We start from the raw sequence: 24,447 nt of genomic DNA on the forward strand, positions 1-24,447 counted from the left end.
TCTAGGGTGCGGGATCGCGCAGGCTGGGAAAGGCGCGGCCTTTGGTAAACCAGGCCAGCCCGAACGCCCAAAGCGCGATGGTTTCCACAAAAAAAGTAAGGTTGTAGGACTTCCACCCCGTCTGGCTGCCTTCACCGGACAAGGCGACGATACCCAGAATCAAAACGCACGTCAAAATCGTGATCCCGCACCACGCATACCGCGTATTGCGGCGCCTTTTAGTCGGAATCAACTGCCCGTCTGTTATGTGACGCTCTGGAACGACGCGACGCAAAACGAACAGGCAATAAAGGCCGAGATAGACAAACAAGATTCCGGCCGCCCAAGCGTGCAGATGCGGGGCGCTGGAGAACAGAGTAAAGAACGCATCTGGATCAGGGGCTGACAGATCAGGCGGAGGTGTCTGGTTCACATCTGCAAATATCCGTGACTTGAAACTGACGGGCGCTTCGCAGCCAGATCCGCTTGTAGGGAAAACGGCGACAAAACACGCACCAATTCCGGCGATCAAGGACCCAAGATCCTCAAGCCAATGGTCTCCGGTATAGGCGATCAGGAAGCCTCCGATAAAAATTAAGCATCCGACGAAAATGGCCCCCAGAAATTGAGCATAGTAAAAATGGCTGATGCTGTCGCGAAAACAGCTGCCACCAAATATGGCACCTCCGGCCAGAATGATAGGCAGGCCAAAAGCAACGAGGCCAACCAGAAAGGCCAGACGCATCTGCAGAACGCTGTCAGTCTTTAACGGGTCTTTGGGTTGAAAGTACTTTTCTGTTCCGCTGGAAAGCATGGATTGAAGTTGCGACATGAGAAATGACCTCGGACAGTGAATTGCGGAAAACAAATGAACTCGCTCTGAATTCGCTCATTGTAGCCTGGGAGTTGCTGATCGCCCAAACCTAGCTTGCTGTGGCCGTCGTATTGTCGCTGGACCAACCGGCCCCAATTCGCTAATCGGCTTGAGCACTGATAGCGCAAAAGGAGCCCCCATGTCCGGACACGGCACGCCCATCCCGATGACTTCGCATCCCTGCGGCCCGCTGACCGGCACGGCCGAGGTACCCGGTGACAAATCGATTTCGCACCGGTCTCTGATTCTGGGGGCAATGGCAGTGGGTGAGACCAAGATCTCGGGCCTGCTGGAAGGTGAGGATGTTTTGGACACCGCCAAGGCCATGCGCGCCTTTGGGGCCGAGGTTACCGATCATGGTAATGGCGAATGGACGGTTTACGGTGTCGGAGTCGGTGGCTTTGCCGAACCCGATCAGGTGATCGATTGCGGAAACTCGGGCACTGGTGTTCGGCTGATCATGGGGGCTATGGCAACCTGTCCGATTACGGCCACCTTTACCGGAGATGCCAGCCTGAACAAACGCCCGATGGCGCGGGTCACTGATCCTCTGGCCTTGTTCGGCACGCAATCGGTGGGCCGCTCGGGTGGGCGTTTGCCGATGACCATCGTTGGCGCCGCCGAACCGGTTCCGGTCCACTACGAAGTGCCGGTTCCTTCTGCGCAAGTGAAGTCCGCTGTACTGTTGGCTGGCCTGAACGCACCTGGCAAGACCGTCGTGATCGAGAAAGAGGCCACCCGTGATCATTCCGAACGCATGCTCGCCGGGTTTGGCGCCGAAATCACAGTTGAGGATACCGACGAAGGCCGGGTGATAACCCTGACCGGTCGGCCTGAGTTGAAGCCGCAGGTCATCGCCGTGCCGCGCGATCCTTCCAGCGCGGCCTTCCCGGTTTGCGCGGCCTTGATCACGCCGGGTTCCGACGTGCTGGTGCCAGGGATTGGGTTGAACCCGACCCGTGCGGGATTGTTCACAACGCTGCGCGAGATGGGCGCGGACCTGACTTATGAAAACGAGCGCGAAGAAGGGGGTGAACCCGTCGCTGACCTGCGCGCGCGCTATTCGCCCAAAATGAAAGGGATCAATGTCCCGCCAGAGCGTGCGGCCTCGATGATCGACGAATATCCGGTGCTGTCCGTGGTGGCCGCAAATGCGACCGGAACCACGATGATGGGCGGCGTGAAAGAGCTGCGCGTCAAGGAAAGCGACCGCATCGACGCGATGGCGCGTGGGTTGCGTGCCAATGGTGTAACGGTAGACGAGGGTGAGGACTGGTGGTCGGTCGAGGGGCTGGGCATCGGCAATGTCCCCGGCGGCGGCACCTGCGAGAGCTTTCTGGATCACCGCATTGCCATGTCCTTCATGATTTTGGGCATGGGTGCGCAAAAGCCGGTTTCTGTCGATGATGGTGGCCCGATTGCGACCTCCTTCCCGATTTTCGAACCGCTGATGGGTGCGCTAGGGGCCAAATTGAGCCGCGGTTGACCCGTTCATTCACGCTACCGGGACATGGTGTTTTCCGGCAGCTGTGTTGTGCCTCCAAAGAACTCGGCCACGGTTCCAACGCCGTGCCGGGCCGAGCGGAACAGGAACTCCCGCACCTCGTGCACGATTACTCGGCTGCCCATGCGGCTGTACCAGCGCATCGCGTGGCGCAGTTCGGGATCACGCTGCGTGATCTGCCGCCAGATGTTGCGTGGGCGGGTGGTGACGAGCACTTCAATCAGCTTAACCCACAGAAATACCCGCCAGACCGGGATGTAGGGCGTTTCGATCACCTGATGTTTGTAATCCCAGCGCCGCAGGTCCGGTTCGATGACATTGCGATTGCGCATCTCGTTGAAGAAGGGCGTCCAGCGGTGCGGGGTGGCATAGATCGACATGATCTGATCGGGATCATAGCGGATTAGCTGCCGGAGGATTTTGAACAGATCGCGGTCGGTCTCGTCGGCAAATCCAACGGCAAAGGTGCACAGCCCGATCATGCCATGCGCGCGGAGCAACCGGATAGCTTGCTGATCCTTGGTTGTCGCACCGCCCTTGCGAATTTTGCGCAGTGTGGCCTCATCAGTGCTTTCCATTCCGAGCAGAAAGCGCAGAACGCCTGCTTTTTTGTACAGGGGTAGCAGATCGGCATCGCGCACGATATCGTCGGCGCGAGTTGATCCGATGAGGGTCACGGAGACGTTTTCGGTAATCAGCGCCTCAAGAAACGCTTTCCATCGCCGCCGGGACGACGTGGGGTTTTCGTCGGCCAGATTGACCAGTTCGATGCCATGTTCGCGCACCAGCCAGCCGATTTCTCGCGCCAGTTTAACGGGATCGCGGTGGCGCCATTTGGTCCAGAACCCTCGTTGCCCGCAATAGCTGCACAGATGGGGGCAACCGCGCGAGAATTGCAGGATGACGGATTTCTTGCCGCCCCAGTAGGAATAGTCGTTGAAATCGATCAACTCCCATCCGATCCGGTATTTGTCCAGATCGGTGATGATGGCAGCGGGGCGAGTTGCGTAAGGCTGCCCGGTGGTATCCCGAAACGCGAGACCGGGAACGCTTGTCAGATCGTGCCCGTTCCTAAGTGCGTCAATCAGCACAGGAGTTGTCGCCTCGCCCTCTCCCCGGACGATGACGTCGATCGCGGGGCAGTCGCGCAGGACGTCCTGCCAGTGATAGCTGGGATAGACGCCGCCGTAGATGATTGTCAGGTCGGGGTGCGCTTTGCGCATTTTGCGGGTCAAATCCGCGACGGTTGGATGGGCCGAGCTGGATCCGGAATGTCCGATCAACACCGCATCCGGCATGTGGGCCATTACGTTTGACAGGATTTCACTGGTTTCCATCGGTTTGCGATCCGCATTGACCAGCCAGACTTGGTGGCCGGCGTCTATCAGCGGCCCTCCTAGACACAGCAAACCAAAGGGTGGCAGGTGTTCTTGCGGAATTCGGCTTCCGATCGCAGTATGTGGGGGGTGCAGCAGTACAAGTCGCATTTCAAGTTCCTTTTTGACTACCGCGTTGGTAAGCCCTGAACCGTGCAGAATTTCCGGAGAAGATGATGAGATTTACCGTAGCCATTGATGGCCCGGCAGCGGCAGGTAAGGGCACGATCTCGAAAGGCGTTGCGGCGCATTTCGGATTCGCTCATCTGGATACGGGGCTGTTGTACAGGGCAGTTGGTCGCCGGACGTTGGAAGGGGCCGATCCCGCCGAGGCTGCACAAGCGTTAACTGCCGAAGAGCTGTTGCAAGGTGATTTGCGCACGGCCGAGATCGCGCAGGCGGCCTCGAAAGTTGCGGTGATTCCTGATGTTCGTGCTGCGCTGGTCGATTTTCAGCGCAGCTTTGCCCGTCGCTCGGGTGGTGCCGTGCTGGATGGGCGCGACATTGGAACAGTGATTTGCCCCGAGGCCGAGGCGAAACTTTTTGTCACCGCCAGCGCAGAGGTCCGCGCGGAACGCCGCTATCTTGAGCTTAGCGCCAAGGGGGCCGATGTGACCCTCGATCAGGTGTTGACCGATGTGCGCGAACGCGACGCGCGAGACGCCGAGCGCAGCACGGCACCGATGAAACCTGCCAAGGATGCCGTGTTGCTGGATACGTCTGATCTGAGCATTGAGGTCGCGCTGGCGCGGGCGATTGAAGTCATCAATCAAAAACGGCCCGCGACGCCCTAGCGACGCAGGCCGGATAATCACAACTCGCCAACGGCGATATTTTTGATATTCGCCCATTGAGCGTCTGCTGTGCCTGCTGTCCCGGCCACGTCCTTCAGGAATGCAGCCCGGGTTTCAGCGCTCAGAAACAGGTACAGTTTACCATCCGCGACCAGATACTGATCCGGGTCACCGTCGAATTTCTTGCCGACCGAAACACCGAAAGAACAGAACCCGCCGTGCTGCGGCAGATACGCGTCAGGGTTGGCCTCAAATGCTTCGCGATTTGCGGCGTTGGTGAAATAATAGGACGCCCCATCGTATGTGGCCGAGTGGGTCGCAAACCCATCGACCGGGTTGCCTTCATTCACCAGCGCCACCAGATCGACGCCATGGGCCGCCAGCGGAGCGCCCGCTGCCGAGATGCCCTTCGAGACGTTGATTTCATCCACCGCAAAGGCCGGAGCCGCGATCAGGGGCAGGGTGGCGATCAGGGTGGTCAGGATCAAAGAATTCATTGCGTTTCCTTTCTTGTTTAGGCACGGGTCGGCTGGTGCGCCCACCGCTGAACCCAAGGTAGGAGAGGGATTCTGAACGAGCTATCGCAGCAAGGACGGCAAACCTTGCAGATCGTTCAAAGATGCGATGGCCGCGGAAACACTCATCACTAAGCTTTGTTTGGTCAGTTTGACCGAGTGTTCCTATGGTCAAAGCAGAGCCTGCAGGAGAGATGCGATGATCCGACTAGCCCTAATGCTGATTTTTCTGGCCGGTGGCCTTGCGGCCCAGCAAGCCCCCGCGTCCGAGCCGCCGATGGATTATGAACGTCTGGGCAAGATCATCTTTGCGCTTGATCCCGAAGCCCAGCCGAACGGGGCGGGGTTTCAGCTGACAGTGGCGGATGTTCCCATTCTGGTGATCACAGATACAAACGCCGACCGGATGCGTGCGATGGTGGCGATCGGCAGCGCCACAGATTTATCTCCCGAAGACCTGAAGCGTATGATGCAAGCCAATTTTGATAGCACGCTGGACGCGCGCTACGCGATCGCCAACGACACCTTGTGGGCTGCGTTTATCCATCCTTTGTCCCGGCTGGATAAGGAACAACTGATCTCGGGGTTGGCGCAGACAGTGAACGTCGCCAGGACCTACGGCACACTGTATTCTGGTGGAGCGGCAGAGTACGGAGGGGGTGACAGCCTTGATCTGCAGCGCTCTTTGATCGACGAACTCCTTAAGAAAGGTGAGGAAATCTGATCTTTGTTAGAAATTTTCACTCGCCGCGAAGCCAGCTTGTCTGAGTGAAGCCACTATGTTGAAGGCATAGGGCGACAGTGCATTTAATCCAGAACTTCATCGGCCCTAGCTAGATGCGGGAATGCTGCTATAGTCTCCGGCACGCCAAGAGGGAATGCTGCTGTACAATCCTCAGATCAAAAAAAGGGAAAGCAGCTAAAAAATCCCCCAAGCCAACAGGGACTAAAAAAAATATGAACAATCGTTTGCGTAAAATCACCATCGTAGGTGGTGGTACAGCTGGTTGGATGACCGCGCTGATCCTGGATATGGTGTTTTCCAGAACGTCGGGGCCAAAGGATCGACCGCAAATCTGCCTGATCGAAAGCCCCAATATCTCAACCGTCGGAGTAGGTGAGGCCACGGTGCCGCGTATGCCGGTCACACTACGCCAAGCAGGGATATCAGAGCGGAGTTTTTTCCGCGAGACCAACGCTTCGTTCAAATTGGGTGTGAAGTTCTGCAATTGGAACAAGGACCCCAAAGGTAATCGCATCGACTATGTTAATCCTTTTGCACATGGTCAGATGTTGGAAGGGTTGGAGGCCGCAGAGTACTTTTTACGCTTTGGTAATGGCGATCGGGATTTTACGCAGTCCATTTCGCCTCACGATGATCTGGCCCGCCTGTGTAAAGGTGCGCGGCAGTTGGGGCAGCCCGAATTTGAGCAGAGATTTGGTTATGCCTATCATCTGGACGCTGTGAAATTCGCGGGGATGCTCACCAAGGTCTGCACCAAGCGCGGCGTCGAGCATATTCAGGATGAAGTTCAATCAGTTGAGTTGGATGAGCAGGGCAATGTCAGCCATCTGATGTTGGAGCAAAAAGGCCGCCATGACATCGAAATGGTGATTGATTGCACCGGGTTCCGCGGGTTGATCATAAATCAGGCGCTTGGTGAGCCGTTTATGGACTATTCGGACTATCTGCCCAATGATCGCGCCATGGCATTGCAGATCGATCATCCCGATCCGGAGAAGATCGAAAGCGTCACGCGATCCACTGCACTGGGTGCGGGGTGGACGTGGCGAGTGCCGCTCTACAACCGAGTGGGCACGGGCTACGTGTTTTCATCCGCGCATCGTACGGATGATCAGGCGGCGGATGAATACCTCGAATGGCTGGGGGATAGCGGCAAGGGTTTGACGCCGCGCATAATCCCGATGCGCATCGGACGTGTTCGCAATGCTTGGGTCAAGAATTGTGTAGCGATAGGACTGTCGGGCGGGTTTATCGAGCCGCTTGAAAGTACAGCGATCCATATGATCGACCATGCGATACGTTGGTTTGCTGAACACTTGCCAACGCGAGACGTCGAACCTGCGTTGAGGGCAAGGTACAATCGGCAGATGAATAAACTCTATGACGAAGTTTTGGAGTTCATCTGCTTGCACTATCGACTGGGTAACCGCACCGATGACCAATATTGGATTGACGCGCGTACAGAGATGAAAATTCCAGATCGTCTGGCCGAAAACCTGGAATTGTGGCAGCACCGCCTGCCGATGCAGCACGATGTGGAGTTTGCAACTCTGTTCGATCATCGCGTTTATCAGACCGTCCTTTTGGGCAAACAGTCATATGATACCGGTTATGGCACTGGCATCCGTGATCGCATACGGCCGCTGAAGAAACCGATTTGGTTCCAAGGTATGAAAACGGCAAAATCGGACCTTGCAAAGATAATCAAATCGATGCCGGATCACAAAACGCTGCTGCGCGATATCCGTGGCGAGTTGGAGAAACCCGCTTTTGGCATGGCGGCTGCAATGAAACCGACGGTCGCGATGCCGGGCACAGCACCGGCCCCAGTGGTGATCGAGAACATGCCGAATTTTGCGGAAATCCAAAGTGGCAAGAAGGATTTGCAACTGTTCTAGAAAAGCCAGTCGCTCTGTGCGAAGCGTATTTTGAGAAGGACGAGTGGCGGGGCTCAAATCCCCGCCCATACAGAAAACGACCTGTGACGTTCTTTCCGGCAATACCCATTCTTGTGCACTAAAAAATTGTAATGTAATAACATAGCAAAATTGAGCGGAGATTGAGCGCATTGCAGGAACAGTTTGGACAGGGTCGAAAGGTGCGGCGGAATCTGCAGAGCGGCCTGAAGCGTCGTCGGCGTCATGAGTCACCGATGCAGGTTTTTGACTCTCTTCCTCCTAGGTTGCGGCAATGGTTGGCCTCGGCGAGTTTGCCATGGAGCCCTGTTTCCGCTCTGAGGATCTGGTACCGTGCCGGTGGTGCGCGCGACCCGTCTGCTGCATTGGTGCGGCTGGACAACATCGAACAGGCCATGCTGCGACGCGATGCCGGGGTTTGGGGCGTCAAAAGTTAAAGCCGGTACGTTCAAATACCTGCCGAACCATGAAAACATGGGCTTTGCTCTTGCACCTAACACGGAATCCGCCTATACGCGCGCTGTCTGAACAAGGGCGGTCAACGTCCGGGTGACGTATCTGAGCAGGGCCGGGTTACCTCGGCCCTTTGTGTTTGTGTAGTCAGATGCGTTCCGGGTCACGCCTGAAGACATCATGAAACAAGACCGGCGGAGACAACCGCACGGCCAGTAAAAACGTATGTAAAGGAAAACAACGCCAGATGGCTGATACAACCATGGAGGAATTCGAAGCCCTCCTGAACGAAAGCTTCGAAATGGACACACCCGAAGAGGGTTCTGTTGTCAAAGGTAAGGTTCTGGCAATCGAGGCCGGCCAAGCCATCATCGACGTAGGCTACAAAATGGAAGGCCGCGTTGATCTGAAAGAATTCGCAAATCCAGGCGAAGCTCCTGAAATCGCTGTTGGTGACGAGGTCGAAGTTTACCTGCGCGCCGCAGAAAACGCCCGTGGCGAAGCCGTCATCTCGCGCGAGATGGCCCGCCGTGAAGAGGCATGGGACCGTCTGGAAAAAGCATATGCCGACGACCAGCGCGTCGAAGGTGCAATCTTTGGTCGCGTCAAAGGTGGCTTCACCGTCGATCTGGGTGGCGCAGTTGCGTTCCTGCCCGGCTCGCAAGTTGACGTTCGCCCCGTGCGCGATGCTGGCCCGCTGATGGGTCTGAAGCAGCCGTTCCAGATTCTGAAAATGGACCGCCGCCGTGGCAACATCGTTGTGTCGCGTCGCGCCATCCTGGAAGAATCGCGTGCCGAACAGCGTGCCGAAGTTATCGGCAACCTGTCCGAAGGTCAGACCGTCGAGGGTGTTGTCAAGAACATCACAGAATACGGTGCATTTGTTGACCTGGGCGGCGTTGACGGTCTGCTGCACGTCACCGACATGGCATGGCGCCGTGTAAACCACCCGTCCGAGATCCTGACGATCGGCGAAACCATCAAGGTTCAGGTCATCAAGATCAACAAAGAGACCCACCGCATCAGCCTGGGCATGAAGCAGCTGCAGGAAGATCCGTGGGATCTGGTTGCTGCTAAATACCCGCTGGGCTCGGTCCATCAGGGTCGCGTCACCAACATCACCGACTACGGTGCGTTCGTCGAGCTGGAAGCCGGTGTCGAAGGTCTGGTGCACGTCTCCGAGATGTCCTGGACCAAGAAAAACGTCCACCCCGGCAAGATCGTTTCGACCAGCCAGGAAGTCGATGTCATGGTTCTGGAAATCGACGGCGCCAAGCGTCGCGTGTCTCTGGGCCTGAAGCAGACTCAGCGCAACCCATGGGAAGTGTTCGCAGAAACACACCCCGAGGGCACCGAGGTCGAAGGCGAAGTCAAGAACATCACCGAATTCGGTCTGTTCATTGGCCTCGAAGGCGACATCGACGGTATGGTTCACCTGTCGGACCTGTCCTGGGACGAGCGTGGCGAGGATGCGATCCAGAACTACCGCAAAGGCGACATGGTTTCGGCCGTTGTTTCGGAAGTGGACGTCGAGAAAGAGCGTATCTCGCTGTCGATCAAAGCCCTGGGCGGTGACAAGTTCGCCGAAGCCGTGGGCGGCGTGAAGCGTGGCTCGGTCATCACCGTGGAAGTCACCGCAATCGAAGACGGCGGCATCGAGGTCGAATACGAAGGCATGAAGTCGTTCATCCGTCGTTCGGACCTGTCGCGTGACCGTGCCGAACAGCGCCCCGAGCGTTTCTCGGTCGGTGACAAGGTCGACGTCCGCGTCACCAACGTCGACAGCAAGACCCGCCGTCTTGGCCTGTCGATCAAGGCACGCGAAATTGCCGAAGAGAAAGAAGCCGTCGAACAGTACGGTTCCTCCGACTCGGGCGCATCGCTGGGCGATATCCTAGGTGCAGCGCTGAAATCCGGCGACTAAGTCTGGACTTCAGTCCAAGCCAAAATTTCGGCCCCGTGCAACCGCACGGGGCCGTTTTTGTTGCGAATCAATATGTTCCGATTTTTGGGCTTTATTTATCTGTCGTTCATGCTTTTGACGCGTAATTTGCTGGAACAAGCAAAAAATCACGTAACTTAGCTGCAAAATGAAGGCTTTGCACACAGAGTTTACATTCCCCCGATCACGGTTTTTTCCTATACTGTCCAGAACAATAGAGATGGTTAACCGGTCGCCTGGGAGGGTAACGCTCATGATCCGTTCAGAACTGATTCAGAAAATCGCCGATGAAAACCCGCATCTTTATCAGCGTGACGTCGAGCGGATCGTGAATACCGTGTTCGAAGAAGTAACGGATGCCATGGCGCGTGGCGACCGCGTGGAACTGCGCGGCTTTGGTGCGTTTTCTGTAAAACAACGCGACGCGCGGGTTGGTCGCAATCCCCGCACTGGCGAAACCGTTCAGGTCGAAGAAAAATGTGTTCCGTTTTTCAAGACTGGCAAGTTGCTAAGGGATCGTTTGAACGGTAAAGCCTAGGCTATGATGCGCTACCTTCGATATGCTTTTCTGGCGATCCTCGGGATCGCGCTTATTTCCATTTCGCTTGCCAATCGCGAGGCTGTTGAGCTGACGCTGATGCCCGAAGCCTTTGCCGAGCTAGTGGGCCTTAACTACAGCACCACTCTGCCGCTGTTCGTGGTAGTTCTGGGCGGCGTCGTCGCTGGCCTGATCATCGGGTTCTTGTGGGAATGGCTGCGCGAGCATAAGCACCGTCGCGATGCCTCTGTGAAGCAGGGCGAGGTGCGCAAGCTTGAGCGTGAGGTCAAGAAGCTCAAGAAAAAGCAGAACGAAGGTCAGGACGAAGTTCTGGCTCTGCTTGACGAGGCCAGCTGAGGCACCCCGATGCCCCACGATGTGAATGTTAAAATATGCGGTTTAACCGCCCCTGAGCATGTGCGCGCGGCGGCAGAAGCTGGCGCACGCTATGTCGGGTTTGTATTCTTTCCCAAGTCTCCCCGGCATCTGGAAGTCGCGGCTGCGGCGGAATTGGCGCATTTGGTACCTGTTGGTGTAGCCAAGGTGGCGTTGACGGTAAATGCTTCGGACGAGGATCTGGATCGGATCGTGTCTCAGGTTCCGCTCGACATGTTGCAACTGCACGGCAAGGAAAGTCCGGACAGGGTGGCAGCCATACGTGACCGGTTCGGGTTACCGGTGATGAAGGCGATTGGCGTGGCTGAAGCTGAAGACCTAACCGCGATTGATCTGTACTCTGAGGTTGCCGACCAACTGTTAATCGACGCCAAACCTCCGCGCCATTCCGATTTGCCTGGTGGCAACGGCCTGAGCTTTGACTGGCGTTTGCTGGCGGGGCGCAAATACTGGCAGCGCCCATGGATGCTGGCTGGTGGTTTGACCTCCGAAAACGTCGCCGAAGCTGTCCGAATGACAGGTGCCCGGCAGGTTGATGTTTCGTCGGGCGTGGAAAGCGCACCGGGCGTAAAAGACGCATCCCTGATCCAGGCGTTTATTGACGCAACGCGGTGATCTGATCGTCCGGTGGGCTCGTATCTCCGATAGAGGAGGACGAAACTATGCTTGCGGCGATTGGTGGGGTTTCATTGAAGCGATGGTACTATGGGCCGGAGTTCTACTGGCGCGCCCGACAGGCCTTTCTACAGGCCAGCGGCGATCCGCTGTGCCTGCACGCTGAGGTCTTCCCTCATCAGGGGATCTATTTTTCGCTTAGTGTTTGGCACGATGCCGAGGCGATGCTGACATTCGCGTATTCCGGCCCTCATCGGAAGGTTGTGCAGGCGGCATCACGCCTGGCAGTTGTGAATGATTTTCACCTATTCCCCTGTATCGCAGTCCCAAGCCGGGATCAGGCGTTGAAGGTTTGGTCTCAGCATGTTCAAGCGGCGGATTGATACGTTTTGGCATGGCAAATCCCGTCGCCACCACCTATGAACGACGGGTACGACGATGGAGATACCCATGGCCAACGATCTTTTCAATTCCTTCATGTCCGGCCCCGACGAGCAGGGCCGTTTCGGCATTTTCGGAGGGCGCTTTGTCAGCGAAACGCTGATGCCCCTGATCCTGTCGCTGGAAGAGGAATATGAAAAGGCCAAGGACGATCCCACCTTCTGGGCCGAGATGGATGATCTGTGGGCCAATTATGTGGGCCGCCCCTCGCCGCTGTATTATGCGGAACGCCTGACCGAGCATTTGGGCGGTGCAAAGATCTACCTGAAGCGCGACGAGCTGAATCATACCGGCGCGCACAAGATCAACAACGTTCTGGGTCAGATCATCCTGGCGCGGCGTATGGGTAAGACCCGGATTATTGCGGAAACCGGGGCAGGGCAGCATGGCGTAGCCACCGCCACGGTCTGTGCCAAGTTCGGCCTGAAATGTGTAGTCTACATGGGTGCACATGACGTGCAGCGCCAAGCCCCGAACGTGTTCCGTATGCGCCTGCTGGGCGCTGAAGTTATTCCGGTGACTTCGGGCCGCGGCACGCTGAAAGACGCGATGAACGACGCGTTGCGCGACTGGGTGACCAATGTGCGCGACACGTTCTATTGCATCGGCACCGTCGCCGGGCCACACCCGTACCCTGCCATGGTGCGCGACTTCCAGTCGATCATCGGCAAGGAAGCCAAGGAACAGATGCACAAGGCCGAGGGTCGCCTGCCCGACACGATCATCGCAGCGATTGGCGGTGGGTCGAACGCGATGGGTCTGTTCTACCCATTCCTCGACGACAAATCCGTCAACATCATCGGCGTTGAGGCCGGTGGCAAAGGCGTGAACGAAAAGATGGAGCATTGTGCCTCTCTGACTGGCGGTCGCCCGGGCGTGCTACATGGCAACCGCACGTATCTGTTGCAGGATGACGACGGGCAGATCCTCGAAGGGTATTCGATCTCGGCCGGTCTGGATTATCCGGGCATCGGGCCGGAACATTCCTGGCTGCACGACATCGGTCGCGCCAACTATGTCTCGATCACCGACAAAGAAGCGCTGGAGGCGTTCCAGCTGTGCTGCGCGACCGAGGGTATCATTCCCGCGCTCGAGCCGTGCCATGCGCTCGCGCATGTGATGAAAATCGCGCCCGAGCTGCCAAAGGATCACCTGATTTGCATGAACATGTGCGGACGCGGTGACAAGGACGTGCAGACCGTGGCCAAATATCTGAACTTCGACATGTCGGATACCGAAGGCCGCGCCGCCGATTGACCAAGCGGTAAAATTTGAAATTTTCGACTAGAGCGGCGCGCCTTTAACAGGCGCGCCGCTTTGTTTTTTGGGTGTTTGACTTTTCGAATGTTGCGCGGTCGGGTAATTTTGTTGCGCGACCGCCACAGGTGCGAATTTGGCCTTCAAAAAATTATTGAGCGAATCCAGACCCTTCGCCTAAACCCGCCGTTACCGGTCACAACGGGCCGGACCCTAGCGGGCAGATGTGATCACTCTCCCGGTGCGGACGGCGCTGTCGAACCCGTATGCCAGGGCCGAAACCGGGGATTGGTATGCTTTGTAGCTCAATTGGATAGAGCGGCAGGTTTCCCATCTGTAGGCGAAGGTTCAATTCCTTCCAAGGCACCAAATGTAGCTCATTCTGGTAGAGCAATCGACGTTTAATCGATGGGTAGCGGGTTCGAGTCCCGCCATTTGACAAAGCTGTTCAGTCAGCACCGGCCTTCAACGCCGGCCCGTGAAAACGGTCCAAAATCATATGGGTCCGGGTGTTCCCCAGCAGGGGTGGCACCGTGCTACGTCAGGCTTTGGCCGGGCGGGGCAGGGGTCTTCGCTGCTCTGGCCTTGGGCCGGAGGGCAGATGACGGTGTCGCCGGATCGGTGCCCCGCTTGGCCTTCGGGCCGAACGGCGCATCGGTCCCGCGCCCCTCTCTCTGACCTTCCCGCGCAGGGGCATGGCGCGGGAAATGTCCGGACTTTTCCCGCCTTCATCCGAAGGCTTCACACCTGTCACCCATTCCGGGTGCAACCCACTGAAAACATGAAAAGGAGTTCGCTTTTGCGACGACGATAGAGCGAGACGAAAAGGAGAGATGATATGATTTTGTTCCAAGATCTGATCGACCGGCTGACCGGTCATCAACGGCTGACCCTGACCGAGACCCAACGGATGCTGGTTCTGTGCAAAGGGGTGATCGACACAATCCTCGGCCCCGGGAAACACCGGCTGCCCCGCAAGGATGTTCTGACAGAGCTGCACGATCTGGAGTCTTTCTATTTCGTGTCGCCCTATGAGCGGGCTCTGATGCAAAACCGGCCTGAACTGGCCGCCGAGCATCTGACCGAGTTTCGGGCCGGGCCTGACGAAGTTCTGGTTCTGTTGCGGGACGGGGTGCCTGTCGCGGCATTAACGCCCGAAACGCGGACGATTGTCTGGAGCGATGTTGGTCCGTGGAAGACCGAACGGCACACGCTGACCGAGACCCTGACGGTCTCCAAAGCAGTTGCGCAGCGGCTGGCGCGGGCTGGTCTGCGGTATATCCTGACGCAGGTTGAGGTTGCCGAAGGGCATACCGGGTTGCTGACGGTTGACGGTGTGCTGGTTGATCAACTGAACCCGGGGGCACACGCCTTCTGGAAAGTTGGGCGGAACGTCGCAGTCAAGCAAATCGACCTGCGGCATCGGACCCATGAGGTGGCAGGGCAGGAAATCCTGACCAAGGACCGGGTAACCATCCGGGTCAACCTATCCGCCGATTTCCGGGTCGTTGATCCGGTCAAGGCGGTCGGGGCGGTGAAGGATTTTGATCAGGCCTTGCACCGGGCGCTGCAACTGGCGTTCCGGAAGACCTTGGGGGCGCTGACACTGGACCGGCTTCTGGCCGAAAAAGTGAACGTCGACACCGAGGCCGCCGACCGGGTGCGGGCACAAATGGCCGGCATCGGTATCGAAGTGGGTGAGATCGCGTTGAAAGACGTCATCCTGCCCGGTGAGATGCGGGAGATTCTGACCGCGGTGGTCGCAGCCGAGAAACAGGCCGAGGCAAACGTCATCCGGCGGAGGGAAGAAACCAACGCCACGCGGTCTCTGCTGAACACCGCGAAGGTGATGGCGGAAAACCCTGTGATGTTGCGGTTGAAAGAGCTTGAGGCTCTGGAAACCATCGCCGGGAAGGTCGAGCGGCTGACGGTTCACAACGGGACCGAAGGACTGATGTCCGACCTTGTGAAACTGCGGGAGTGATCCCGAATAAGGGCTGGTCCGGGTGATCCCGGGCCGGTCTGCTTATTCTGAAGCGGCGTGTTCTTTCAGGAGGCGCAGCGGCACGATCTCAAGCGCTCGCTGATGGGTTGCCTCCAGATGCACCTTCGGGGCGCAGCCTTCGTCATGGGCCTGCAAAAAGCGCGCGGCGCAAAGGCACCAGCTGTCACCGGGGTTCAGGCCCGGAAAGTTGAACTCGGGGCGTGGTGTGCTCAGGTCGTTGCCGACATATTTTGAAAAGGCCAGAAATTCGGCCGTCATCACCGCGCAAACTGTGTGGCTACCCTGATCCTCGGGGCAGGTGTTGCAGGCCCCGTCCCGAAAGAACCCGGTCAGCGGATCACGGGAACAGGGGCTGAGCACGCCGCCCAAAATGTTGATACTGTCTTGTTTTTGCATGGGACCACTTTACAGGCTTTGGGCGATCTTGCGGAACATTTCTATGTTTGCCTCGTTGATGCCAGGATCGCGAAACTTACGATCTGCGCCGGTGGTGACAATCAACACTCCGCGCGGCTGGTCGAAATAGATGTACTGACCATACACGCCACGGGCCAGAAACTCTCCTTCGTGCGCGCCAAGGGGAATCCACCATTGATATCCATAGCCGATCTTGCCGGGCGCTGTCGGGGCGCTGGGAAGGACGGATTCAGCGATCCAGTCCGCAGGCACAAGCTGCTGCCCGTCATGCAAGCCGTTCTGAAGGATCATCTGACCAAAGCGCGCAAAATCGCGCGTGGTAAAGTTCAAACCGCCTAGAACAAACGCGACCCCGGCACCGTCAGTCACGTAATAGCCGTCGCGTTCCAGACCCAAAGGTTGAATGATCTTTTCCACCAGCAAATCTGTCACGCTGCGCCCTGTGGCGCCGCGGATCACCATCCCGAGGACATGGGTATCAATCGAAACGTATTGCCAGGTCTCGCCCGGCGTGGCGAAACTGTCCTGCAGCGAGGCTGCGAAATCGTCCAACTCTCCTCCCAAGGCGATGACACGCCCCATTCGGTTGATATCTGAATTGGGGTCGAAATAATCCTCATTGAAGGTGACGCCGCTGGCCATGTTCAACACGTTGCGGACCGATGCGCCATCATAGGCGGTACCATCCAGCTGCGGCGCGTATTTAACCACTGGATCGTCCAGCGAGTCGATTGCACCTTCGGCCAAAAGGATGCCGAATAGGGCGGACAGATAGCTTTTGGCAACCGACCACGAAATCCGGCGATCCTCGGGTGTGGTGCCCAGGTAGTATTCCTCGAACCGGATTTGGCCGTCCTGCATCACCAACAAAGAAGTGACTGCGCGATCCTCTATCCATGCATCGGTGCCCTCGGGCAGGTCAAAGCCGGGGCCGTAAGGCAACTCCCATGTCGGTCCATTGCCGCGCGGCAATTCAACCGTCAGGAACGCTTCGTTCATATGAGAGAAGTTGTGAACGATCTTTTCCTCGGAAAACAATGAGTTCACAGCCATCAGGCGCTGAATCTCTTCGCGTTTCCAAAACCCTATTACAACCGCTGCAAGCACCAGCATCAGCAGGACGCGCAGCATCCACTTCAACACAGCTCTCATATTTTGCCTCCCCTAACCTTGCCGCATTGGACCGCGTGGGATGCGGTTCTGCAATCAGGACGTCACGGCAAGGTGACCTGCTCTATTTGAACTTGTCCAGCAGCTTTTGCATGGCCGAGCGATCATCCGCTTCGGGTTGCGGCGCAGGTTTCGCGGTGGGTTTGGATGCCTCGACTGGTGACTTCGATGACCGAGGTGGCGCCGTGCGCAAAGCGACAGCGTTCATGAACTTGCCACCTTCTCCGTCAGCAAGGTATTTCGCACCATCTGAGACACCGCGCAGTACGTCGTCCAGCCAATCGGCATCAGCTTTGGCAAAATCACTCAGAACATAAGGAGAGACCATTTCCTTCCGGCCCGGATGGCCGATCCCAAGCCGCACCCTATCATAGGCCGGGCTGATATGTTCGTGGATCGAACGCAGCCCATTGTGCCCGGCATGTCCGCCGCCCGCCTTGGCGCGTACCTTGCCGGGGGCGAGGTCGAGCTCGTCGTGAAAGATGGTCACATCGGTCGAGTCGAGCTTGTAAAACCGCATCGCCTCGCCCACGGACTGGCCAGAGCGGTTCATGAAAGTCTGCGGTTTGATCAGCAGCACCTTTTCGCCGCCCAACCGACCTTCTGAGATTTCCGCCTGAAACTTGGACTTCCAGGGGCCGAAACCGTGATCTTCAGCGATCCGGTCAACGGCCATGAAACCAATATTATGCCGGTTCCGGGCGTATTTTGTCCCTGGGTTCCCCAATCCGACGAACAGTTTCATTGTCCCGTCCTTGTGTAGTGCGACACGAGCAGGTGGTTGATGGCACGGAATGCCATCCGATTCCAGCCTCTGCGACAAAAGAAAACGGGGCCCGATTTGAGCCCCGCTTCCAAATCCGAATAGTTGCGTCCGGACTTATTCTTCTGCTTCTTCCTGGCCGACGACTTCAACTTCGTCAGCAGCCACTTCTTCGCCTTCTTCCTCATCGTCGGTCGACAGGCCAGTCGGTGCCGAGATGTTGGCGATCACGAAGTCGCGGTCGATGGTTGGCTTGGTGCCCGATGGCAGATCAACCGAAGAAATGGTCACAACGTCGTTGATGTTCAGACCTGTCAGATCAACGGTGATCTTTTCAGGAATGTCACCAGCGGTGCACATCAGTTCGACTTCCGGACGAACAACAGTCAGAACGCCGCCCTTCTTGATGCCGGGCGCTGCTTCTTCGTTGACGAACTCGACCGGGATGTACAGAGCGATCTTGGTAGTCCGACGCAGGCGCATCAGGTCCAGGTGGGTCGGCAGGTCTTTGACGACGTCACGCTGAACGTCGCGGCAGATGACGCGGACATCATCGTGGCCTTCAACCTTCAGGTTCCACAGAGTCGACTTGAACCGGCCCGCTTTCAGACGCTTGAACAGTTCATTGAACGGGATCTGAATCGGCAGCGGATCAACGTCGCCACCAAACACAATGCCCGGAACCATGCCGTCGCGGCGTGCTTGACGAGCGGCGCCCTTGCCTGTCCCCGTCCGTTCCAGAGCTACGAGATCAGGAATCTCTCCAGCCATGATATAATCTCCAAAGTTAGGGCGGGCATCCTCCAAGGCTGTATGCCCGCGTGAAGCCGCGTCCTTAGCTTGATTCATCTGAATTGGAAAGGGGTTTTTGACAATTTGCCTGTCTACAAGGCTCTGCCTCGCGCTTCGGGAAATTTGAGGCAGGAGGAATGAAGGATCCCTAGTTTCATCTGGACAAAAATTCTTTGGGGTTGGGGTCCTAAAGACAGTGGGTGCAGAGACCCCATTTCGCTCATTTTCAGGATTGCCAGCGCCCGCCAAAATTTTCAGGGACAAGCAAATTGTGTCGCCCTAGGTCGCTCACCTTCCGTTCGCCACACAGCGCCATGGTTGTGTCCAGCTCTTTTTGGATTACTTCCAGCGCAGTCGTAACACCACTTTGACCCATCGCGCCCAGGCCATAGACAAAGGCACGACCGATATGGGTTCCCTTTGCACCCAATGCCAGCGCCTTGAGAACGTCCTGGCCGGATCTGATGCCGCTGTCCAGATGAACCTCGATGTCATCACCGACTGCGTCCATGATTTCGGGCAACATCCGAATGGAGCTAAGCGCCCCGTCCAGTTGGCGGCCCCCGTGGTTTGATACAATGATGGCATCGGCACCCAGTTTTGCTGCCATTTTCGCGTCTTCAGCGTCCAGAATGCCTTTGAGGATGACCTTGCCGCCCCATTGTTCCATCAGCTTTTCAACTTTGGCCCAGTCTAGGCTGGGATCGAACTGTTCGGCCGTCCACGCACCCAGCGAGGAGGCGTCCGAAATGCCTTCTACGTGCCCGACGATATTCCCGAACTCGCGACGCTTGGCACCCAGCATTCCTAAACCCCAGGACCATTTGGTCATCATGTTTGCGATGGTTTTCGCTGTTAGTTTCGGTGGTGCAGACAGGCCGTTTTTCAGATCCTTGTGCCGTTGGCCCAGAATTTGCAGGTCCAAGGTAATCACCAGCGCCGAGCATTTCGCGTCTTTGGCGCGCTGAATCAGGCGGCTGACATAATCCTGATCCTTCATTGTATAAAGCTGGAACCAGAATGGTTTTGCTGTGTGCTCGGCGACGTCCTCGATCGAGTTGATCGACATTGTGGAGAGGGTAAACGGCACTCCGAATTCTTCGGCGGCTTTGGCGGCCTTCATCTCTCCGTCCGCGTGCTGCATACCGGTCAGACCGACCGGTGCCAACGCGACCGGCATCGAAACGTCCTGACCAATCATCTGCGAATTGGTTGACCGACCGGCCATGTCTACAGCAACCCGTTGCCGCAGGCGGATTTCCGAAAAGTCTGCACTGTTGTCGCGAAAGGTTTGCTCGGTCCAGCTGCCGCTTTCCGCATAGTCGTAAAACATTCGCGGCACGCGACGTTCATAGATCCGCCGTAAGTCTTCGATAGTGGTGATCACTGGCATGGGTCAGCGCCTTTGGTGAATGGGTTAAATGGTTCTACTGACGCATACTGAGTGGCGCAATCGGTTGTGCACATGAAAAGACCGCAGCTGGCCGATGGCGCTGCGTTTATTTTGAAAAGCAAAAAATGCCAGGATCAGACCGAATGGGCGCCGTCTGACAGGGTTTTCACAAAGTCCAAAACTTCGGCGACTGGTTTGCCGGCGGCGATCTGACTGACGATTGCAGAGCCCACGACCGCACCATCGGCCACACTCGCAATAGCACGCGATTTTTCTGGGGTGTTGATGCCAAAGCCCACAATCACCGGCAGGTCAGTCGCGGATTTTATACGGGCCACTTCTGGCCCGACATTCGTGGCCTGTGCTTCGGCAGCACCGGTGATGCCGGTGATCGAGACGTAATATACAAAGCCCGATGTGTTTTGCAGAACGCGCGGCAGGCGTTTGTCATCCGTGGTCGGTGTGGCGAGGCGAATGAAGTTCAGACCGGCAGCCTGAGCGGGCAGGCACAGCTCCTCATCTTCTTCGGGGGGAAGGTCGACCACGATCAGGCCGTCAATGCCCGCAGCCTTGGCGTCGGTCAGAAAGGTATCGACACCTCGGCTGTAGATGGGGTTGTAGTACCCCATCAGCACAATCGGTGTCGTATCGTCCGTTTCGCGAAAAGCCCGGGCCAGGTCCAGGGTGCGCTGCAGGGTCATGCCCCCGTCCAGCGCACGTTGGCCTGCGGCTTGAATGGTTGGACCGTCTGCCATCGGGTCGGTGAAGGGTAAGCCAAGCTCGATCACGTCAACCCCGGCACTGGGCAGCCCCTTCACAACCTCAAGCGAGGTGTCAAAATCGGGGTCTCCCGCCATGATGTAGGCAACGAAGGCCTTTTTTTCGTCGGCTTTCAGGGCGGCGAACTTGGCGTCGATACGGGTCATCTGCAGTCCTTGCATTCAGGTTTCGACCTGATGTGCAGAAACTTTGCGTGAAAATCAATCCCGGTCCTGCCGCATTGCTTCAGAACGCGTAGTGATACCTCAGCAGAACCGAGTTGACACCGGGATTGTCGTCCTGAGTGCTGGCATTGGATTTGTGGGTGATTGCCATAGCGACACTGTTGCCGTTGTTCAGCGTATACCCCAGCCCCAAAAGGCTGCGAATTTGGAACTCGCCACCAAGATCATTGAGATGGTCGCCTTCAGAGAAATACCCCGGCATGACGCTGCCTTCGACAAACCAGCGGTCCGCAAAGCTGTAGAACCCGATGAGGCCAATGCCGATATGGACGTCACCCGCTGTGTCTACGGTCAAAGCGCTGCCCCACGTGGCCGAAAATCTCTCGGCTTCATGAAATGGACTGTGCTGGTATTCCAGCGAGAATACGGCTTCGTCATCGGAGTTGGAGTCGGAGAAATCAGAATATCCCGCACCGAATACTACAGATTGGGCATGAGCCGCAGTTGCAGCGGCGACCGTCAATGCGGACGCGAGTATAATCTTTTTCATGTCAGCCAGTCAGAAGTTTGTTTGTCGTCGTTCGCTAAGTAATTAGCGTAAGGGGCTTTTTTCAGTTTGCGCAAGTACACGTTTTCCAACGTTTTAGTGATGTGGCTATTTGGACTCTGTCCGGTTGGGGGTGACCTATCGCTTGCGCATTGTTCCGGACCTGCCTAGAAGCAGCCGCGAATGGTATCAGGAGGCCACTATGGGCTTTAAAATGGGAATCGTGGGTCTGCCGAATGTGGGCAAATCGACCTTGTTCAATGCACTGACCAAGACCGCGGCCGCTCAGGCGGCGAACTTCCCGTTTTGCACCATCGAACCCAATGTGGGCGACGTGGCCGTTCCCGATGACCGGCTGGACAGGCTGGCGGCCATTGCAAGCTCGAAACAGATTATCCCGACGCGTATGACCTTTGTGGACATTGCTGGTCTGGTGAAGGGGGCCTCCAAGGGTGAAGGTCTGGGCAACCAGTTTTTGGCCAATATTCGCGAAACTGACGCCATTGCCCATGTGCTGCGGTGTTTTGAAGATGGCGATGTAACCCACGTCGATGGTCGCGTCGATCCGGTGGCCGATGCCGACACTATCGAGACCGAACTGATGCTGGCCGATCTGGAAAGCATCGAAAAGCGCCGTGCCAATCTGGTGCGCAAGCTGAAAGGCAATGACAAAGAAGCGCAGCAACAGGATCGCCTGCTGGCCACCGCGCAAGAGATGCTGGAAAACGGCAAGCCCGCGCGTTTGGTTGAAGTATCTGACGAAGATGCCAAAGCTTGGAAGATGCTGCAACTGCTGACAACCAAGCCCGTACTCTATGTCTGCAACGTGTCCGAGGAAGAGGCCGCGGATGGGAATGAATATTCGGCCAAGGTCGCTGAAATGGCGGCTGCACAGGGCAATTCACACGTCATCATCAGCGCCAAAATCGAAGAAGAGATCAGTCTGTTGGAGGACGATGAGGCGCAGATGTTCCTGGAAGAGATGGGATTGGAAGAACCCGGCCTCGACCGTCTGATCCGCGCCGGTTACGACCTGTTGAAACTGGAAACCTATTTCACGGTCGGCCCGAAAGAGGCACGCGCCTGGACCATCCGCACCGGCACCGCAGCGCCGCAAGCGGCGGGTGTGATCCACGGCGATTTCGAAAAGGGCTTCATCCGCGCCGAGACCATCGCCTATGCTGATTACATCGCCGCCAATGGCGAGCAGGGGGCGAAAGAGGCCGGTAAGATGCGGGCTGAGGGCAAGGGCTACGTCGTCAAAGATGGCGATGTGATGCATTTCTTGTTTAATACGTGATTGCAAGTCAGATTGGCCGCACCGCCTCTTGAAGGCGGTGGGAAAATTCTTCACACATTGGCAGCCATGAAACGCGATCACGATCTCAAAGAACAGTTTGAGGCTACAGGCCGAGTTTGGTTGAGAAACGCTGTTTCCGAAGAAGATCTCGTTCTTATGGACGAAGTTATGGCGGGCGCAACCAAAGCCGGACAAAGACTCGATCAAGCCGGGGTATTAGCGCACGCCTTGTCAAGCGATCGTTCGCTGGTGGGCGCTATCAGCGCCTTGGATGCGGAGGCAAATCCCGTTCGGGTAGTCTCGTTCGATAAATCTGAAAGCGCCAATTGGGGCGTCCCATGGCATCAGGACAGAGTAATTGCCGTAACTGATCGGGGGAATGTTCCCGGATACCGAAATTGGACCAAAAAATCAGGTGTGTGGCATTGCGAGCCGCCGCAAGTCGTTCTGGACCAAATGTTGTTTGTTCGGGTGCATTTGGATGACTCTGATCATCTAAATGGTGCAATGAAAATTGCCGTCGGCAGTCACGCACGGGGGATCATCCCGGCTTGTGATGCTGAACGTGAAGCCGAGAATTTTCCCATTGAGACCTGTGTTGCAAAGCGAGGAGATGTCCTGGTGCTGAAGATGTTGACGCTGCATTCCTCAAAGCCTGCGGAAGTCAAAACGGGGCGTCGGGTTTTCAGGGTTGATTTTTCATCATTTCAATTGCCTGAACCTTTGGCTTGGCTCACTGCGGAAAAAGCGTGAATTCCGCTGAGTGAAGCAACGGAGTTTGATAAAATGATTAATTGTTGCCAGCGCTGCGCCAGCTTTCAATTTCGATACAGATCTCGCTAGTGTGGGTTTGTACCTCAGTCAGTAAGCCCAATCGATGATCGAAATCCGCGACCTCCAACTGCTCAGCGCCTTGGCGCGGCACCGCCACTTTGCCAAAGCGGCCGAGGAATGCGGGATTTCGCAGCCTGCTTTCTCGATGCGTATCCGTAATCTTGAGGATCGGCTGGGCGTCTCGATCGTCCGCCGGGCCAACCGGTTTCAGGGGTTGACCGAAGAGGGTGAGATGATCGTCCGCCGGGCCCGGCGTATCCTCGACGACGCCAAGGCGTTGGAACAGCAGGTTCTGGCCACACGGGGCGAGATCACGGGCACGCTGATTTTGGGGGTGATTCCCACGGCTATCGCCTTCACCGGGCGTTTGGTGAAACGGCTGCAGCAGGCTCATCCCCGCATCCTGACGCGGATTGAAACAATGTCGGCCACGGCAATCCAGCACCGTCTGGACGAAGGCACTTTGGATGCGGGCATCACTTATGGCGACAGTATCGGAACTGATCTGCGCCGGGTGCAACCGCTGTACGAAGAAACCTATGTGCTGCTGGTCCCGTCACACATGACAGATGAAACCGGTCCAGTTTCTTGGGCCAGGGTGGCCGAGTTCCCGATCAGTCTGTTGCAGCCGCAGATGCAGAACCGACGAATTCTGGACCTGATATTTGCCGAACAGGGCCTGCACCCGCATGTAGTGGCGGAAACCAGCGGGTTCACGGCGTCAATGGTCATGGCGCGCGAGGGGCTGGCGGCGACTGTGGTGCCTCGCGTATTAGTGCGGGCACTGGGCGATCTTAAGGGAACGCGGGTGTTGCCTCTGGTCGACCCGGTGGTCAGCAAACCGATCTGCATGGCAACACTGGCGCGAGACCCGGAATTGCCAACGGTCGAGGCATTGCGTGTCGTGGTGACGTCTTTACGGTGATAATCTGTCGTT

25 protein-coding genes and 2 tRNA genes are annotated in these 24,447 nt (G+C 56.9%); 17 read left to right on the plus strand and 10 right to left on the minus strand.

What is annotated here, in order from left to right:
* Window position 1 precedes the first annotated feature (1 nt).
* Complete coding sequence (locus ACR0IY_RS13600; RefSeq protein WP_480674147.1) at window positions 2-811, minus strand: hypothetical protein; 810 nt, start codon at window positions 809-811, stop codon at window positions 2-4.
* Window positions 812-992: 181 nt separating this feature from the next.
* Between ACR0IY_RS13600 and aroA the strand changes: the two genes are divergently transcribed.
* Window positions 993-2,339 (plus strand): 3-phosphoshikimate 1-carboxyvinyltransferase, encoded by a 1,347-nt coding sequence (gene aroA, locus ACR0IY_RS13605; protein ID WP_480674149.1) that lies wholly within the window; start codon window positions 993-995, stop codon window positions 2,337-2,339.
* Between the two features lie 14 nt (window positions 2,340-2,353).
* Here aroA and bchE read toward each other — a convergent pair whose 3' ends face one another.
* Window positions 2,354-3,844, minus strand: coding sequence for a magnesium-protoporphyrin IX monomethyl ester anaerobic oxidative cyclase (bchE, locus tag ACR0IY_RS13610; protein ID WP_480674151.1), 1,491 nt, complete (start codon window positions 3,842-3,844; stop codon window positions 2,354-2,356).
* Window positions 3,845-3,909: 65 nt separating this feature from the next.
* Between bchE and cmk the strand changes: the two genes are divergently transcribed.
* Window positions 3,910-4,527 carry a (d)CMP kinase gene (cmk, locus tag ACR0IY_RS13615; protein WP_480674153.1) on the plus strand — a complete coding sequence of 206 codons (618 nt, stop codon included), beginning with the start codon at window positions 3,910-3,912 and terminating at the stop codon, window positions 4,525-4,527.
* A gap of 17 nt (window positions 4,528-4,544) precedes the next feature.
* On the opposite strand, the gene ACR0IY_RS13620 is transcribed toward cmk, so the two are convergent.
* On the minus strand, window positions 4,545-5,024 hold the full coding sequence (locus ACR0IY_RS13620) for a YHS domain-containing (seleno)protein (RefSeq protein WP_480674154.1): 480 nt from the start codon (window positions 5,022-5,024) through the stop codon (window positions 4,545-4,547).
* A gap of 217 nt (window positions 5,025-5,241) precedes the next feature.
* On the opposite strand from ACR0IY_RS13620, the gene ACR0IY_RS13625 reads away from it, so the two are divergent.
* From ACR0IY_RS13625 to ACR0IY_RS13680, 12 genes are all read left to right on the plus strand, one after another.
* Window positions 5,242-5,766, plus strand: a complete 525-nt coding sequence (locus ACR0IY_RS13625) for a type III secretion system chaperone (RefSeq protein WP_480674156.1) — start codon at window positions 5,242-5,244, stop codon at window positions 5,764-5,766.
* Between the two features lie 233 nt (window positions 5,767-5,999).
* A complete protein-coding gene (locus ACR0IY_RS13630; protein WP_480674158.1) occupies window positions 6,000-7,685 on the plus strand; it encodes a tryptophan halogenase family protein in 1,686 nt (561 codons plus the stop codon).
* Between the two features lie 200 nt (window positions 7,686-7,885).
* Complete coding sequence (locus ACR0IY_RS13635; protein ID WP_480674160.1) at window positions 7,886-8,140, plus strand: DUF6525 family protein; 255 nt, start codon at window positions 7,886-7,888, stop codon at window positions 8,138-8,140.
* A 263-nt stretch (window positions 8,141-8,403) separates the two neighbouring features.
* A complete protein-coding gene (gene rpsA / locus ACR0IY_RS13640; protein ID WP_480674161.1) occupies window positions 8,404-10,080 on the plus strand; it encodes a 30S ribosomal protein S1 in 1,677 nt (558 codons plus the stop codon).
* A 271-nt stretch (window positions 10,081-10,351) separates the two neighbouring features.
* Window positions 10,352-10,636 (plus strand): integration host factor subunit beta, encoded by a 285-nt coding sequence (gene ihfB / locus ACR0IY_RS13645; RefSeq protein ID WP_037310872.1) that lies wholly within the window; start codon window positions 10,352-10,354, stop codon window positions 10,634-10,636.
* A gap of 6 nt (window positions 10,637-10,642) precedes the next feature.
* Window positions 10,643-10,993 (plus strand): lipopolysaccharide assembly protein LapA domain-containing protein, encoded by a 351-nt coding sequence (locus ACR0IY_RS13650; protein ID WP_480674555.1) that lies wholly within the window; start codon window positions 10,643-10,645, stop codon window positions 10,991-10,993.
* A gap of 9 nt (window positions 10,994-11,002) precedes the next feature.
* Window positions 11,003-11,647, plus strand: coding sequence for a phosphoribosylanthranilate isomerase (locus tag ACR0IY_RS13655; protein ID WP_480674163.1), 645 nt, complete (start codon window positions 11,003-11,005; stop codon window positions 11,645-11,647).
* 47 nt (window positions 11,648-11,694) lie between these two features.
* Window positions 11,695-12,030 carry a hypothetical protein gene (locus ACR0IY_RS13660; protein WP_480674165.1) on the plus strand — a complete coding sequence of 112 codons (336 nt, stop codon included), beginning with the start codon at window positions 11,695-11,697 and terminating at the stop codon, window positions 12,028-12,030.
* Between the two features lie 67 nt (window positions 12,031-12,097).
* On the plus strand, window positions 12,098-13,345 hold the full coding sequence (gene trpB / locus ACR0IY_RS13665; RefSeq protein WP_480674167.1) for a tryptophan synthase subunit beta: 1,248 nt from the start codon (window positions 12,098-12,100) through the stop codon (window positions 13,343-13,345).
* A gap of 294 nt (window positions 13,346-13,639) precedes the next feature.
* Window positions 13,640-13,712 (plus strand) — tRNA-Gly (locus ACR0IY_RS13670).
* Window positions 13,712-13,785, plus strand: a tRNA-Lys gene (locus tag ACR0IY_RS13675). Before ACR0IY_RS13670 ends, ACR0IY_RS13675 begins: the two co-directional genes overlap by 1 nt.
* Before the next feature lie 398 nt (window positions 13,786-14,183).
* Window positions 14,184-15,329, plus strand: coding sequence for a slipin family protein (locus ACR0IY_RS13680; protein ID WP_480674169.1), 1,146 nt, complete (start codon window positions 14,184-14,186; stop codon window positions 15,327-15,329).
* A 42-nt stretch (window positions 15,330-15,371) separates the two neighbouring features.
* Here the strand turns inward: ACR0IY_RS13680 and ACR0IY_RS13685 are convergent, their stop codons facing one another.
* From ACR0IY_RS13685 to ACR0IY_RS13715, 7 genes are all read right to left on the minus strand, one after another.
* Entirely contained in the window at window positions 15,372-15,746 is a 375-nt protein-coding gene (locus tag ACR0IY_RS13685; protein ID WP_480674171.1) for a DUF2237 family protein, read from the minus strand.
* A gap of 9 nt (window positions 15,747-15,755) precedes the next feature.
* The gene (locus ACR0IY_RS13690; RefSeq protein ID WP_480674172.1) at window positions 15,756-16,919 is read right to left on the minus strand and encodes a serine hydrolase domain-containing protein; all 1,164 of its coding nucleotides are present in this window, start codon (window positions 16,917-16,919) and stop codon (window positions 15,756-15,758) included.
* Window positions 16,920-17,001: 82 nt separating this feature from the next.
* On the minus strand, window positions 17,002-17,682 hold the full coding sequence (pth, locus tag ACR0IY_RS13695) for an aminoacyl-tRNA hydrolase (protein ID WP_480674174.1): 681 nt from the start codon (window positions 17,680-17,682) through the stop codon (window positions 17,002-17,004).
* Window positions 17,683-17,817: 135 nt separating this feature from the next.
* On the minus strand, window positions 17,818-18,471 hold the full coding sequence (locus ACR0IY_RS13700) for a 50S ribosomal protein L25/general stress protein Ctc (protein ID WP_480674176.1): 654 nt from the start codon (window positions 18,469-18,471) through the stop codon (window positions 17,818-17,820).
* A 247-nt stretch (window positions 18,472-18,718) separates the two neighbouring features.
* Window positions 18,719-19,885, minus strand: coding sequence for an alpha-hydroxy acid oxidase (locus ACR0IY_RS13705; protein ID WP_480674178.1), 1,167 nt, complete (start codon window positions 19,883-19,885; stop codon window positions 18,719-18,721).
* A 134-nt stretch (window positions 19,886-20,019) separates the two neighbouring features.
* The gene (gene trpA / locus ACR0IY_RS13710) at window positions 20,020-20,811 is read right to left on the minus strand and encodes a tryptophan synthase subunit alpha (protein WP_480674180.1); all 792 of its coding nucleotides are present in this window, start codon (window positions 20,809-20,811) and stop codon (window positions 20,020-20,022) included.
* Between the two features lie 79 nt (window positions 20,812-20,890).
* Complete coding sequence (locus ACR0IY_RS13715; RefSeq protein WP_480674182.1) at window positions 20,891-21,379, minus strand: acyloxyacyl hydrolase; 489 nt, start codon at window positions 21,377-21,379, stop codon at window positions 20,891-20,893.
* 199 nt (window positions 21,380-21,578) lie between these two features.
* Here ACR0IY_RS13715 and ychF point away from each other — a divergent pair, with 199 nt between their 5' ends.
* The 3 genes from ychF (at window position 21,579) to ACR0IY_RS13730 (ending at window position 24,435) form a co-directional block, all read left to right on the plus strand.
* On the plus strand, window positions 21,579-22,676 hold the full coding sequence (ychF, locus tag ACR0IY_RS13720; protein WP_480674184.1) for a redox-regulated ATPase YchF: 1,098 nt from the start codon (window positions 21,579-21,581) through the stop codon (window positions 22,674-22,676).
* A gap of 12 nt (window positions 22,677-22,688) precedes the next feature.
* Complete coding sequence (locus tag ACR0IY_RS13725) at window positions 22,689-23,429, plus strand: phytanoyl-CoA dioxygenase family protein (protein WP_480674186.1); 741 nt, start codon at window positions 22,689-22,691, stop codon at window positions 23,427-23,429.
* A gap of 124 nt (window positions 23,430-23,553) precedes the next feature.
* Window positions 23,554-24,435: a LysR family transcriptional regulator gene (locus ACR0IY_RS13730; protein ID WP_480674188.1), complete on the plus strand. Its 882-nt coding sequence runs from the start codon at window positions 23,554-23,556 to the stop codon at window positions 24,433-24,435.
* The last annotated feature ends 12 nt before the right edge of the window (window positions 24,436-24,447 follow it).

This window comes from Ruegeria sp. BC1 (genome assembly GCF_056539305.1).